The organism is Lactococcus sp. dk101, from assembly GCF_009601055.1.
Lineage (GTDB): Bacteria > Bacillota > Bacilli > Lactobacillales > Streptococcaceae > Lactococcus.
Genome location: NZ_WITI01000009.1, coordinates 21,895 through 36,733 on the forward strand (window position 1 = coordinate 21,895; position 14,839 = coordinate 36,733).

Below are 14,839 nucleotides of genomic sequence, written 5' to 3' on the forward strand. Positions count from 1 at the left end.
AATTTCTTTATTGAGATTGCTTTTTCTCTTACAAATAATTGTCCGAAACGACATAAAACTATGTCCGATTAAACAACTGCCTTTTTTGAAAAGGCAGTTTTTCTTATTCAAAGGAGAATTTTTCATGAAGAAAAATGGAAAACACAAACACCTCTTTGCTTGTGGTACTGCCCTTGCACTTATGATTGGTGCGACAGGTGGTGTCCTTTATTTGTCAAATCAAACTCCGCTCCATGCCAAAGCTCTTGAGTTATCGGCAGGCGACAGTTTATTTGGCAAAATTAATGGCACGATTCCTGTTATCAAAGCAAGCAACAACGACACATCATCAACTGCCTTTCAAAATACGGTAGACTCGATTACACGAGAGATTTCCAATCAACCACGCTATTTGGTTCAAGATATTCAGTGGGGAGCTAATACTAGTCTAGCTAACGCTTCAAGTGGTACGATACAGCCCCTAAGTTCGTGGGTTGACTCTAAAGGCAATACGATTTTCTCAGATGTCAACGGAAATCCAAAATCACTATACGTCGATGGCTTTAATGGCAATGACTTAGGTGTTCAGTTGCCAATTGATGGTACTGGTGCAGTCCGAATTGTTAATGTCGGTACAGTCAAGGATTTAGAAACTGATAAGACGATTAATGTAGATTTACAGGTCACAATCAATGGTGTAAATCTTGTTAGTCCTGCAAGTAATGCAGGCGTTATTTTCTCTGCTAAAAATCAAGGTTCCACCCTCTCGCTCGGAGTGACACCAATCCAATCCGGCGGAACATCTTCAGGTGGTTCAAGCGAGGGTGGTTCATCAGGAGGAGATGGGTCAACGGTTGTTGGGGCAAACTTGGGTTGGATGGACAACGTACAGTACACAGTCACTTTGCGTAACCATGACACTGGCGAAGCGTTGCCAAACGACCAGACCATTATGGCAATGAAGGTGTCCGATATAGATGGTTATCAACTTGCCAATGTAGGTAAGGAAGGACTTTATGGAGTCATTGTTTCAAATGATACTTCCCTATCTATCAACGGTGAGGGGCTTTCATTTAATGGTGCAGGTACAACCGTTTCAGATGGCAAAAACCTTAATAAAGGTTCTTACATTGCCATAAAACAATGGAACTCTATTGGTGTCAACTTTACCGACCAAGCAGGGCTAGGTGATCCAAACGAAGGTACGCACTACGATATAGTTGCTAACCTATTCGGTAAACTCAACTTCCAGTTGAACCTTAAAGGGTCTCATAAAATTGTCAAGACACAAACCAAGCAACATGAAAATCAAGGCTCTGGTGCTATCGCAGGTGTCACTTTTGATGAAACGGTCTACAAGGCAGATGGTAAAACGGTCGCAACCGACTTTAACGGTTCCTTCCCTATTTTAGATGCCAATGGCAAGGACACAGGAAACAAAGCAGTCTTTAAAAATGGTGTTGCTAAAAACCTAACCACTGGTAAAGACGGAACAATTTATATTAAAGATTACGTGCCAATCGGTTTTATCGTTAAAGATGTTGAAACTTCTGTCCCTGAACCTTACACGCTAGGTCATACCAATGCGGAAGGTAAGCTCGTTAATGACCCAATCTCATCTACTATTGTTGGTGGCACGACAGGTATTGCGACAGCTAATTTCACAGATAACAAGCAGGTGGGCGGAGTGAAAATCGCTAAAACTGGACTTTGGTCGGGTGTTGATATGTTGAACAGCCTTTACACACTTAAAGGCAATGTCTTTACTATTTCAGATAAAGACGGTAACGTTCTTCAAACAATCACGACAGATGAAAAAGGTATCGCAAGTTCTACAGATGATCCAACTGCTAGCCCACTGGTTATCGGTCAAACCTACACAGTTAAGGAAATCACTTCTTCAGATGGTTTTGCAAATACTTTTGAAGATAAGACGGTTGAATTTACCTATCAAGGCGCAGACCAAACAATCGACTGGGAAAATGTCTCAGGAACGAATACAGAGGTCACAGGCGACTTTGAATTGCAAAAGAATGACCAAGATACCAAGAACACTGAAACGCAAGGGAACGCAACTCTGAGCGGTTCTGACTGGTCTATCTATTATGCCAAAGATGTAACCAATGCTAAGGGCGAAGTCATTCATCATAAAGACGACATTGTTTTGCTTTCAGACGGATTTGAAAAGAACCCTATCGAAGTTCTAAAAGGGACAGTTGTTACAAATAAACTTGCGACTGAAAAAGATGCGTTGACCTTACGAGTAGATGATAAGCGTCAAATTCAAGTGAAAAACTTGCCTGAAGGTTATTACTACCGCAAAGAAACTCAAGCCCCTTACGGCTACACACGTGATACCACTGAATATCCGTTTATCGTTATGAAAACGGATGATGAAACCAAAGTCATTGATGTTAACCACAACACAGAAAATAACGTACTGCGGTTCAGTTTCCGTTTCCTTAAGGCTCTTGGTCATGACGGTTCATTGACCAAAGAAAATGGTGCGAAGTTTGAACTGAAACCAACAGACGATGGTACTAAAGCAATCAATACGGAGTATGACAATGCCAATGATACAACCGTTACTGGTTCAACAGTAGATGCGGACGGTTATACTTCAGACGGACAAGGTTCATTCTCAAACGTTGCGATTGGGAACTACACCATGCACCAAACCGTAGTCCCTGAAGGCACTAAAGCAGTCGATGATATTTTGATTGAAATGAATAAGGTAACCCTTGATGGTGCGCCTGATAAGTACGTGATTACATTCCGTTGGAAAGAAAGCGGTCAGTTGATTTCTAGCCATGAAATTGATGCAAGCAAGTTAGTCGATGGCAACGTGTCAATGATTAAACTCAATCTTGGAACATTCACGGATAACGAAACACCAAAAGAACCAACCAAACCTAGCATCGACATTGAAAAAGCTAACGACTCTATTCCCAACGCAGGCAATGGCAATAACCAAGACAAAGACAATAACATTGGTGTCAATGACCATGACACTGAGTCAACTGCCTTTGATGTGAAAGCAGGTCAGCCAACTAAAATCTTCTTTAGAATTACAAACAATGGCTCTGAAGATTTAACCAAAATTAAGGTGGTTGATAAAACAACGGTCGGTAAAGTGGATGTGAAAGGCATTACGTTTGCTTTCGGCGAAACAAAACTGAAAGTCAACAGTGAAGGTCAGTTGACTACGGAAGATGGCAAACTGGTTGTCCTCAAACAAGGCGAAAGCATTACTGCAGAGGGAACGCTTGGAGCGATTGACAGCTTACACGCAGATGATGCGACAGTTACAGGTATTGGAGTAACTTCCCAAAAAGAAGTCAAAGACCACGACAAGTGGTACGGAAAAACACCAAAACCAAGTATCGACGTTGAAAAAACAAATGATGAATTTGGTTCAGTCGGAAACGGCAACAATACCGATAAAGACAACAACGCAGGTAAGAATGACCACGACACTAGTGCCACAGCTTACTCTGTTGCAAGTGGAAAGTCTACTACCATTAAATTTTTGATCACTAATAATGGTTCAGAAGCCTTAACAAAAGTCGCCCCAGTTGATAAAACAACTGACGGAAGTGTTGATGTAAGCAAAATCACTTGGACTTATAAGGATAAAGCAATTAGCTTGAATAAAGACGGTCAATTCATCAATGCGGATGGTACGTTCCTTGTGCTTCAACCAAAAGAAAGTATTCAAGGGACTGGCACGCTAGGAGCTTTGCCTACAAACACACTCCACTCGGATGAAATTTCAGTCACTGGTATTGGTGTAACATCAGGCAAAAAAGTTGGGGACAAGGACAAGTGGTTTGGAAAAGTACCAACACTTATAGAGTCAGTTTTACCAAAAACTGGCGAAAATAACACAGGACTTTATGCCATTTATGGTGTAATCCTCATTGGTTTGTCAGGTCTCTTTTATGCCTTTTTAAACAAAGATAAAGTCATGATGGCTTATCGCAAATGGCATCGTAAACTCAAAAAATAAGAAAGGAAAATGATGCATAATCATCAAAATAAAGATTACCCTTATTGGGGAATTAAAACTGTAAGAACTTTTTAAACAAAATTAAAAAAGGAGAATTCATGCCAAAATATGCAAGACCTACAAGCAGTGGGCAAAAAAAAGAAAAGAAAATTAGCTTTGAACCAGGTTCATACGAAGCAGTAATCAAGAATGTGTATCTTGAAAAGACAAAAACAAAAAAGAAGAAACTGGTGCTTCAAATCGCAGGCGATGAGGGACAAATCGGCTATTATCATTTAGTCTTTGACACTCCCTACACTGAAAACAACATGAATTGCATCCTCGCTTCAATCGAAGACAATGGGGAAGAAATTCCTGATATGGACTTTGATTACAACCAAAAAACCGCAGACTTCCTTAAAGAAAAAGCAGTTTATATCCTGGTTGAAGAAGATGACTGGCAAGGGGAAGTAAAACCTGCTATAACAAGTTTTTTACAAGAAGAAGAATACCTTGATGAACAAGGTTACACAGAAGATTAAGGAGAAAAGAAAAAATGGATGTTTTAACAAAATTAGTTGGTGTTGTAGGTGGTGTTTTTGCGGTTATTGGTTTGTTCTCCGTCTTGACAGGCGCAATGAACTTCTTTACAGGTCGGAAAAACGGTAACGGAAATAAAGTTGATGAAGGTGTCGAGTCAATGGTCTCAGGTGGGATTATGGCTGGCATTTCCGCAGGGGTAACGGCGGCGATTATCGCAGCCATCCAAAACATTAAATTTTAGAAGGGAAATAGAATGAAAGTTGAATCATCAACGATCAATCAAATTCTATCGAGTCTAAAAGATTATAATCCCACAGTTTATGCTTTAACAGATGCGGTATCTAAAGCCTTAATTCCAGTCGCTTTAGTGATTCTCGCAACCTTAATGTATATGGAACTCGCAAACACTAATCGAATGTTTGCCCAAGAACAAGGAAAAATGAATATCAATTTATTCATCCTTGTGGGCTTGAAATATTTTATTGCCTTTGCTTTGGTCATGATGAGTGGTCAAATCATTGATGCGATTGTGTGGTTAAATAGTGCGATTGGATGGTTGATTGATAAAACAGTAACCACTAATAGTTCTCCTGAAACAGTGATTCCTGAGATTAAAGGGGAATTGAACTTCCTTCAAAAGGGCTTGATATATGGCATGCAAATGATTGCTTATTTCTTCATTTGGGCATCTACCATTGTTGCTAAAATCTTAGTCTTTCTACGTTTCTTTACCCTTTATATTTATAAAGGTGTTGCACCTATTCTCTTGAGTGCTTACGTGAGTGATGAGTGGAAGAACGTTGCCACGAACTTTATTAGGGGCTTTGTCGCTTTGATATTCCAGGGCTTCTTACTTGTCCTCATTTTAAAACTCTACCCTGCACTCATTTCAAACGATATGTTTGATTTAGTCGCAAGTGGAACATTTGTAGAAAATGTATTGGCTTTGTTTATCGTCATCGCAAAGTCAGTCATATTTATTATACTTTTGATTGGTTCTCAGAACATGGTCAAACGTTGGATGGGGGTATAAATGGGTATTTACTCAGAATTTAATAAAGATTTATCAAAATTTGAACCAACTTACCGTTGGGGCATCAATAAAAAGCAATTAAAAATGATTGTACAAATCATTCCAGGCATCGTTTTAATTGGTGTAGAAGTGTTTTTTGTGGAAGGCATTTGGTTTTGGATTGCATCCATTCTAACGGCTTTAATCCTCATAACACCACCTGTTTTGGTTGCTTTTGGGAAATGGGAAAGTTTCAAGAAGGACTTAGATTTCTTTTTGAAATATCAAGACCGTTACTTGGTCAATGAAAAGATAAGGAGATATGATTCCAGTGAATTTATTAAGAAGAACAAACAAGAAAAAACAAGCAGACCTAAAAAATAAAAAACGTGAGCGCCTGGTTAATATGGCATCTACCACAACAAATACGTTGAACTTCACAGAAATGACACCAAATGGCATCATTCACTTGGTGGATGATGAGTATTCAAAAACCTATGAACTAGGCAATATTGACTATGACATTTACTCAGATGAAGAAAAAGTCAATATCATCTCAGGTTATGAAGAAGCCCTCAACTCGATTGATAAAAACTCACGCTATCAGTTGACGGTCTTCAATCAACGGATTCATTCTAGTGCCTTGAAAAGCTTCTTAGTGGACTATCAAAATGATGCCAATGATGTTTACCGCGAGGAAGTCAATCAGATTATCACAGACCACTTCCTGCATGACCAAAAAAACTTCAAAACAGTGAAATATGCGACTTTTAGTACACAAGCCAGTAGTCCTGATCAAGCCAATCGACAGTTGAAAAATCTAGCAACGAACTTTGAAAAACGCTTCAATGACAGTGATGCCAATCTTTCTATTAAGCCATTGGGCTATATGGAACGACTTCATCTCTTGAATGGTATTTTAAGACCACAAAAGAAGGTTCGTGTCACTTATAACGACATTCAAATTTCAGGCTTGAGTGAGAAAGCTTTTATTGCTCCAAACCGTTTGGAATTCTTTGAAGACTACTTCAAAATGGATAACCATTTTGGAAAAGTTATCTATATCCGTGAATATCCACATCAACTGGAAGACCGACTCATCACTAACTTGTGCGAATCAGGTCATGAACTGATGATTAGTATTCATGCCAAACCTTACGACATGGTACAAGCCAAAAAAGACATTCAAAACAAGCAAGTTTTAAACAGTGCAGACATTGTTAAACAACAAAAGGAAAACTTTAAAAAAGGAATTCCTGATGACAGCGTGTCTGACTTGGCAATTGACATTAAGAAAACGACGAAACAGCTCTTTGATGCCTTTCAAGATGGCGCACAGCTCTTCTCAGGCATCTTTGCGGTTATGGTTGTAGAAGAAAGCAAAGATGCCTTAGACGAAGCAATTAAGGACATTAAGGACATTGCTTTAACTGAACAGGTTCACTTTGATGACGTTTATAAAATGCAAGAAGAAGCCCTTAATACCATGTTACCTATTGGAAAACCTTATTTGGATGTGGAAATGGCTTATATGCGTGACATGACCACTGCCAATGTGGCAACTCAAATTCCCTTTAATAACGTGGAACTTCAAAGCGAAACAGGTCAATATTACGGACAAAATCAAATGAGTCATAACTTGATTACCATTGACCGTAAGAAAGATTTGATTACTCCATCAGGGCTTATCCTAGGTTCATCAGGTTCAGGAAAAGGGATGACCGCAAAATGGAACATGATTTCTAACCTTTTGAAAAATAATAACGACCGTATGATCATTGTCGATCCTGAGAGTGAATACCTTCCTATTGGCGAAGTGTTTGGCGCTCAAATTCTCGATATTTCAACTAAAACAAAAAACCATCTCAATATTCTTGATATGGCAGATGTTTCACTGCTTGATAAAGAAGACCAACAAGAAGACCTGGTCAAAGAAAAGTCGAACTTGCTCGCAAGCTTATTCGAGTCAGTCTTGAAGGAATTTTCAGATGCGGATGCCAGTATCGTTGACCGTGTGACTCGCTTAACTTATGAACGCTTTGAAAATAGCGATAAAACACCAACCTTAGTAGAGTGGCATCAAGTTTTAGATGAACAACCTGAAGCAGTCGCAAAAAGCCTGTCTCTTAATTTAGAACCATACACAAAAGGCTCACAAAACATTTTTGCTCACGAAACCAATATTGACCTCAGTGCAAAATTCATCATCTTCAATATCAAAGCCCTCGATGAACGCATGAAGCCTTTTGCCATGAAGGTCATCTTAGATCAAATTTGGAAACAGGTCGTTAGTGCGCAAGGCAAACAAACCACATGGCTTTGGTTTGACGAATTGCAACTAAATTTTGACACCGAAGAAAATGCCTCTTGGTTCATGAAGTTGTGGTCGCGTGTTCGTAAATATGGGGCAATTCCAACAGGGATTACTCAAAACATTTCAACACTTTTAGATGTTTCAGCAGGGGAGAAGATGATTTCAAACAGTGAGTTTATCGTTCTTCTTCGACAAAAAGCAGTAGATTTAAAACATTTGAAAACTGTTTTGACTTTGACACCTGAACTTGAAAAATATGCCAATGAGCGGATTCCGAAAGGGACAGGTTTAATCTATGCAGGTGGGACAGTTGTACCTTTTGAAAATCCAATTCCACATGACACTCAGCTCTTTGAACTCATGAATACCGATGCGTAGAAAGGGGGAAAATGGATATTAAGAAAACATCCTCAAAGAAAGAAGCAAAGGTGCATCTTTCAGAACTTGAGGAAAAATCAGGCAGTAAACATGGGGCAAAAATCGCAAGTAAAGCAGAATACATGGAAAAAAAGCGTGATGCTTATATCCATAAGACCTCACTCAAAAAACTTAAAAAAGAAGGGGGGAACGTTAAGGTTAAAGACTTGTCAAAGGCTCGTGCGAAATTAAAACTTTCAAAAAAAGAAGCCCAACAAGCCAAATTTACCTACAAAAAAGCAAAGAAAAGAGATCCTAAAGCCCTTAAAAACAAGATGAAGTCAGGGGCAAAAATATCGGCAAAGAAAAATCTAACGCAAGAAGCTCAAAAAGCACTGGCTCAAGACGATGTGCTTTCAGATGGTTTAGAACAATATCACAAGCTTCAAGGGGCAAGAATCAAAACGAAAATGACCAGTGATGTGGTCAAAGCTTCTGCGCTTGCTTCAAAGAATATTGTGAGACATGGTTATGGCTTAACCAATCGAAGCTATAATCTCATCCGAAAACGTGGTTTTGTCCGAACCCCTGAAGAACTGACTTTAAAAAATCAGGCACGACAAAAAGCTAGAAACTTCAAGAACCGTCTTCAAGCCTACAAAAAACGTAAGGATGCCGAAAAGGGAGTCGAAGCTTTAAAACAAGTTTTTACAGGAAAAGTAAAACTTACGAAAGCAGTCGCCATTGTAGTTTCTAACCCTATTACATGGATTGTCATCCTTATCTCGATGATTCTCTTCATTGTGATGGGGGCTTTAACTGCTTCGTCATCTGCCCCTATCAAGCAGGACGATTTCCAATTAACCAAGTCCTGGACTTACTTCACGGAACTTGATGCACAAGAGACCAATACCACCAATAGTTTTTATACTTCTTTGGACGAAGTCATGTTTTACATGAACCATGAATTTGAGGACTATGATATTGACTCCATTGTCCCTCAAGGACAAAGTACCTCTTCACTTGCCAATCAAAACTTCAAACAGTATGCGACAGGCTTGTGGACAGCTTTAAATGGCAGTGCGCCTGATTATGACCTAAAGACAATGGAAGCACTAGAGACCGATTCTAATTCCAAGTATTACATCCCAACAGATAACTATGAGGAAATGCAAGAACTCGTTTCAGAAATTGGCTATGACAGCTTGGACGGAAAATTAGAATTTCCCTTTGCGACAGAAGTCTTAACCATTAACCGCAGGTTTGGTTATGAACGAAATGGAGAAGAACTCAAGCTCCATACAAGCATTGAAACAAGCGTGAGTCAAGGGCAAAACATTACTTCTCCAATGGAAGGGAAGGTTAGTGTCGGAAAAGACAAATTGGTCATTACTGAAAAAGGGGATGCACGCTTAACGGTCTCAGGCATTACGACATCTCGCTTTAAAGAAGGAGATAACGTTAAAACAAATGCCCTTCTAGGAACAGCAACTGGAAGCACCTTAAGCATCAGTTACGAGAAATACAACGAGGACAGTCGGTCTTGGGAATTTGTCAATCCTGGTTTTTACTTTCCAAAGGTGGCTTATACGCAGTTTACCTCGATTGGCTTAAGCAACTTTAATCCTGATTCAGACATGGCAAAAAATGCTCAAAAAATCTATGACATCCTTACCAAATTAGGCTATCACAGAGAAGGCATTTCAGCCATTTTAGGCAATTGGGAAATTGAGTCATCCATCAATCCTAAAACCGCAGAAGGGGACTATCTTAACCCACCTGTTGGGGCAAGTGGTTCAAGTTGGGATGATGATGCCTGGTTAAACATGGGCGGACAAGAAATCTACAACGGAAAATATCCAAACATTCTTCATCGTGGTTTAGGACTTGGACAGTGGACAGATACGGCAGACGGTTCACGCAGACAAACAGCCTTACGTGACTATGCCAAAGCCAAAAATAAGAAATGGTATGACTTAGAACTGCAATTAGACTTCATCTTGAATGGTGACTCACCAGGCAGCCGTACCATTTTTAAAAACACCGCAGGAAACATTGTTGGTTCAAGCGTTCCTCAATTAACGGAATATTTCCTTAATTATTGGGAAGGTAATCCAGGAAACAAGTTGTCGGCTCGTGTTCAATCTGCACAAAACTGGTACAACTACTTCACGAATAACAGTCAAAACATGGGCAGTGTCACAAGCCAAGAAGTCTATAACAAGTACAAGGATAAAATCAAACCTTTGCCTACTTTAAAAGAAATGGGTAAAGGTCAAGGTTGGGCAGGCAATGGTTATGCACTAGGCAATTGTACCTGGTACGTTTATAACCGTGAAGCGCAACTCGGACATCATATCTATGCCTACATGGGTAACGGCGGACAATGGGGAACAAACTATCGGATGACACCTGGAGCGACTGCTTCTTCAACACCAAAAGTTGGGGATGCGGTAAGTTTCCTTCCAGGTGTTACGGTTGCCAATAACCAGTATGGACACGTTGCGGTTGTGGAATTCGTTAATGCGGACGGTACGTTCGTTGTCTCAGAAATGAACTGGAAAGGGCTTTATTCTATGAATTGGCGAGTGGTTACCCCACAAGCAGGCATGACCTTTATTCATTTCAACTAACTAGAAAGGAAGTCAGACGACTGAAATCAAATGTATAATCAAAAAAAATTAAATCTCATAAAAAAAGCAGGTTTCGCCCTTCTTGCCTTGCTTGTTCTCATTATTGTGGTCTTTGGTAGCTTTACAGCAGGCAAAATATCAAAACAGGCAAGCACAAAAACTCCTCAAGTCAAAACAGTGAAGCAAGAAACAAAACTGTCAGACAAGGCAGTCAACGGCTTTCTCCTTGCCTATTACACTAAAAAAGACTTGGGAGAAAACAGCAATCGCTATAAACCTTTAATGACAGAAGCAATGTTTAAAGAAGCTCAAGCTGATGAAAATTTACCAGTCAATCAAGCCTATAAAGGCTATGTGATTGACCAAGTTTTCAAAGAATCTACCAATTATATCGATGAAAAGAATATGGTTGCCATCTGTGTAGTCACTTACACCAATACACAGCTTTCACAATTAAATTCAACTGTTGGGGCAGTGATTGACCAGGCAAACTCAGACACCATCCGTTTGAGCTTTACAAAATCAGGAGATCAATATCTGGTCAATGATATTGAGTCAATGGTGCTTAAAACAGGCTCAGAGTCTGCGACAGAATCCATTCTAGGCTCAGATGATTACACTGCAAGCTCGTCTTCAAGCACTTCATCAAGTCAAACGACAGCTTCATCAACTCCAAAAGAAAGCAAATAAGAAAGGAATTCTCATGAAAATTGAATTAGAAGTTAATGTACTCAATGTTAAAGATGGCAAATTAAGTGAGACTTTCCCTGAGGAATTCTCTTGGAAAGTTTTGGATGAGCATTTGAAAGCAGAAAAAATGCCAAGTCATGGAAGTGTGTTTTACTTCCCTGATAGTTTTGTAATTTGGGAAACAACGGAAAATCCATTTATTCTCAAATATGGAAAGTCGTTTGATGATTTCTTTTCAAAGGAAATTTTTGAACTATTCATCGAACAAAAGAATTGGAAACAAGTCAAGCTCTCTTACAGTTCAGAATTGAGTCTTGAAGATGCGTCCTCAAAGGAATAGGAGAGAAAGTATGAAAGAAATAAAATTTATTAAATTAGAGCCAACAACTAACGATGTTCATCCATTGGAAATAGAAGGATTTACCAATTTAGGACGATTCACTGAGGTTGGTGCAGGAAACGTTCCGTTTGACACAAATCCTGGACATTACTCCATATGTAAAATCTTTCTCGTGATTGCGGATGAAAACTTTTTTCTAATTGTAATAAAAAATCCTGAAGATATTTTCACATTTCTTCAGGAAAAAGAGTGGTATACGGAAAAATCAACACGCCTATTATTCTTCCAATTGTATTCAAATTGGCTGGAAATTTATAGCTCTGGGGAGGAAAGAATTGAAGAGTTAGGTATTCACCCACTGGTTCATGATGAGGCAGTCAAAGAAATTTTTAAGTCTTTAAACCCACTATTAAATTTTAATTAGGTGTGACATGAATATGGTCTAGGATGAATTTGAATTCAGGTTGATTGATGTTGATGAATGTCTTATATTTTGTTTCATTAATGGTAAATGTTCCTTCATAGTATAAAGTAAAGTAACTTTCACGTTTAAATTTGTCACTATCAAAATCGTTTGCCAGCTGAGATAAAAGCTTATAAAATTCTTCCATACCATTGTTATTACAATCATTTTCATAAATATTAAATTGGACAAAAGCTTTGTGTATTCCCAGGGATATGGGTCCTGAAAATGTTACGACAATGTATCCATCTTTATTTGAAGCATGCGCTTGGCCGTAATAAATTTTTGAAAGATTTGATACATTTGTTGATTTACCTTTGCCCCAGGCTATTTCTTCAAATATATCACTAAATTTTATCTTTTCTCTATTCTTATCGAATAGCTCGATATATTTATTTCCATCTTGATACTCTTCAAAAAGGTCAATAATTTCTTTTAGATCATGAAGATGTTTCGTTCTATTTTGTGGTGATAGGGAAGAACTAGATTTCGTTTTTGTTGAATTGGAAAGATTAGCAGTCGAGCCAGCTTCATTTGTAGTTGTATGCGTAGGAATAGAAACACTAGGCAACAAACCTTCTCCAGGTAAAAACTCAATAACATATTTGTTACCTTCTTGGTTATAAAAAGTTTGTTGCTTTCGTTGTCCCCTTCTACGTTCTCGGAGCAACTCCCAACGACTACAATTTTTATCATGGGGATTTTGTTTACGGTTTACAAAATAAGGAGCTCTCTTATTTTTGTTCCGATCATCTTTAAAATCTACTGTATAGTTTGCACAAGAAATTTCAGCACTACAATTCTTATTACAAAAGAACTTAGTTTCCCTAGTAAATCCAGGATTACCTTCATCGAAATTTTCATTAGCCTGCTTTGCAGTCACTGATGGATAAGCATCATTAACATAAACTTTCTCGTAAGTATAACTCATCAAATCACCTCATTTATCACCAATTTTTACATCTATTTTACCATAAAAACGTTTTCATAAAACGTAACTATCAATAAAGGAGTCGTCATGACAAAATTAACCGACATCGAAAAAAAGAAAATGAGAGCAGAAGCTGAAATCGAAAAGGCAAAAGCACTCGTAACCAAGCAACAAGCCCTCATTAAGACAAAAGAGGAAGAAGTGAAGCTGTTGGAATCACAGTACATCTCAGAAAGCCTGATTCAAAGTGGACTCACTTTTGACGAATTTAAATCACTCATTTCAGACATTAAAGCAGAAGGAGACCACTCATGAACTTTTTTAACAAAAAAACATTCCATATTGAAATTACAGAACTGGAAAACATCGAACCATTAGAAGTAGAAGGCGCTGATCAACTCATCAATGCCGTCATTGAATTAAATGAACGGTTCATCACATCAGGAGAAAGCGGACATTTACTTGCGGAAAAGTACCTGTCTACCAAAAAGAAAGACACACGCTTGTATGCCATGCGTTTAGATTTTCCAATGGCAGAAGACACGGACTTCGATGCACTTCTATATGACTTCCATACACGTAAGCCCCTTGATTTTAAACTCGAAGCAAAAGCACCAGTAATCATGCCACAAGAAGAAAACAAGGTCAAAGCAGAAGCTAACCCTGCCTTTGTTCAAGTGGTAGAACGTTTCGACGATGAAGCCGTAGAAGCGGACAGCGAACCAAGTACAGCGCTTGAAGAAACCGCTGAAAAAGTTGCCCCACCTGTTGAACAATCGCCTGAAACAGCACCTGAAGTCCTCACACGTGAAGAGGTTGCCAGTATCGTCGCAGATACTGTCGCCAGTGTCGTGGCAGAAAAAGAAGATGAAATCAATCGTCTTAAAGCTTTGCTTGAACAAAAAGAACAAGCACCTGCTCCGACTCGTTCTAAAGAAAGTCCTGAAGAAGTCATACACGAACAAAGTTCAAATGATGATACTAACACCATCATTGATGATGAATTGATAACAGTTACTCCTTCTGACGATGACATTCAAGATGTGATTGCGACCGCAAAAGCAGAAATGAAAAAACAGCTTGACCGTTTTGTTTCTTCTGAAAAGAACCAAATTGATGAAGACATGAAATTGCTTGATAAGCGAGACAAGATTGAAGAAGAATTGACCGCAAAATCAAGTCTTTCGCTTGAAGTGACACTTGAAAACATTAAAACAAGTCTCAAACAAGAAAAAGATCAACTTGTGACAGAAGAAAATAACCGTCACAAAGAAAAACTCGCCTCACTTGATACACAGTTCAGTCAATCAGAAAAAGAACAAATTGAAGAAGCAACACAAACTTCAAAAGAAAAACTTGCTTCTGATATTGAAGCTGAAAGAGAGCGCCAAACCAAGCAATTGGAACGGATCTATCAAGCCAAAGCTGAAGAATTAAAAATCCGTCAAAAAGAAGTCAATGACGGACTTAAAACAAGCATGAAAGATGCCTTGACTGGCTTTAATACCGCACATAACCAAGTCATCAAGGACATTGAATTCCACGACACCAAAGCCCCACTAAGAGCAGTCGTTGGCTTACGTTAAGGA

Annotated in this window: 13 protein-coding genes; 12 read left to right on the forward strand and 1 reads right to left on the reverse strand. The window is 38.8% G+C overall.

The features are described 5' to 3' along the window. The first annotated feature begins 124 nt into the window (after nt 1–124). The 10 genes from GHI45_RS07605 to GHI45_RS07650 all read left to right on the forward strand — a co-directional run bounded on the left by GHI45_RS07605 (nt 125) and on the right by GHI45_RS07650 (nt 12,280). Nucleotides 125–3,988, forward strand: coding sequence for an LPXTG cell wall anchor domain-containing protein (locus tag GHI45_RS07605; protein ID WP_147780586.1), 3,864 nt, complete (start codon nt 125–127; stop codon nt 3,986–3,988). Between the two features lie 98 nt (nt 3,989–4,086). Then, nucleotides 4,087–4,509, forward strand: a complete 423-nt coding sequence (locus tag GHI45_RS07610; RefSeq protein WP_147780585.1) for a hypothetical protein — start codon at nt 4,087–4,089, stop codon at nt 4,507–4,509. A 14-nt stretch (nt 4,510–4,523) separates the two neighbouring features. Beyond that, the gene (locus GHI45_RS07615; protein WP_147780584.1) at nt 4,524–4,751 is read left to right on the forward strand and encodes a hypothetical protein; all 228 of its coding nucleotides are present in this window, start codon (nt 4,524–4,526) and stop codon (nt 4,749–4,751) included. A gap of 12 nt (nt 4,752–4,763) precedes the next feature. Further along, on the forward strand, nt 4,764–5,543 hold the full coding sequence (locus GHI45_RS07620; protein WP_147780583.1) for a hypothetical protein: 780 nt from the start codon (nt 4,764–4,766) through the stop codon (nt 5,541–5,543). Next, nucleotides 5,544–5,906 carry a hypothetical protein gene (locus tag GHI45_RS07625; protein WP_147780582.1) on the forward strand — a complete coding sequence of 121 codons (363 nt, stop codon included), beginning with the start codon at nt 5,544–5,546 and terminating at the stop codon, nt 5,904–5,906. It begins immediately after the preceding gene. Further along, nucleotides 5,854–8,214: a VirB4-like conjugal transfer ATPase, CD1110 family gene (locus GHI45_RS07630; RefSeq protein ID WP_370450763.1), complete on the forward strand. Its 2,361-nt coding sequence runs from the start codon at nt 5,854–5,856 to the stop codon at nt 8,212–8,214. The genes GHI45_RS07625 and GHI45_RS07630 overlap by 53 nt, the downstream gene beginning before the upstream one ends. Nucleotides 8,215–8,225: 11 nt before the next feature. Then, on the forward strand, nt 8,226–10,826 hold the full coding sequence (locus GHI45_RS07635; protein WP_147780580.1) for a phage tail tip lysozyme: 2,601 nt from the start codon (nt 8,226–8,228) through the stop codon (nt 10,824–10,826). Between the two features lie 30 nt (nt 10,827–10,856). Continuing rightward, on the forward strand, nt 10,857–11,516 hold the full coding sequence (locus tag GHI45_RS07640; protein WP_147780579.1) for a hypothetical protein: 660 nt from the start codon (nt 10,857–10,859) through the stop codon (nt 11,514–11,516). Between the two features lie 13 nt (nt 11,517–11,529). Further along, nucleotides 11,530–11,856: a hypothetical protein gene (locus GHI45_RS07645; protein ID WP_147780578.1), complete on the forward strand. Its 327-nt coding sequence runs from the start codon at nt 11,530–11,532 to the stop codon at nt 11,854–11,856. 10 nt (nt 11,857–11,866) lie between these two features. Then, nucleotides 11,867–12,280, forward strand: coding sequence for a hypothetical protein (locus GHI45_RS07650; protein ID WP_147780577.1), 414 nt, complete (start codon nt 11,867–11,869; stop codon nt 12,278–12,280). Here GHI45_RS07650 and GHI45_RS07655 read toward each other — a convergent pair. Continuing rightward, nucleotides 12,273–13,250 carry a hypothetical protein gene (locus GHI45_RS07655; RefSeq protein ID WP_147780576.1) on the reverse strand — a complete coding sequence of 326 codons (978 nt, stop codon included), beginning with the start codon at nt 13,248–13,250 and terminating at the stop codon, nt 12,273–12,275. The two genes, GHI45_RS07650 and GHI45_RS07655, sit on opposite strands and share 8 nt — an antisense overlap. Before the next feature lie 87 nt (nt 13,251–13,337). On the opposite strand from GHI45_RS07655, the gene GHI45_RS07660 reads away from it, so the two are divergent. Then, on the forward strand, nt 13,338–13,565 hold the full coding sequence (locus tag GHI45_RS07660; RefSeq protein WP_147780575.1) for a hypothetical protein: 228 nt from the start codon (nt 13,338–13,340) through the stop codon (nt 13,563–13,565). Then, nucleotides 13,562–14,836 carry a hypothetical protein gene (locus GHI45_RS07665; RefSeq protein ID WP_147780574.1) on the forward strand — a complete coding sequence of 425 codons (1,275 nt, stop codon included), beginning with the start codon at nt 13,562–13,564 and terminating at the stop codon, nt 14,834–14,836. Before GHI45_RS07660 ends, GHI45_RS07665 begins: the two co-directional genes overlap by 4 nt. Nucleotides 14,837–14,839 lie beyond the last annotated feature (3 nt).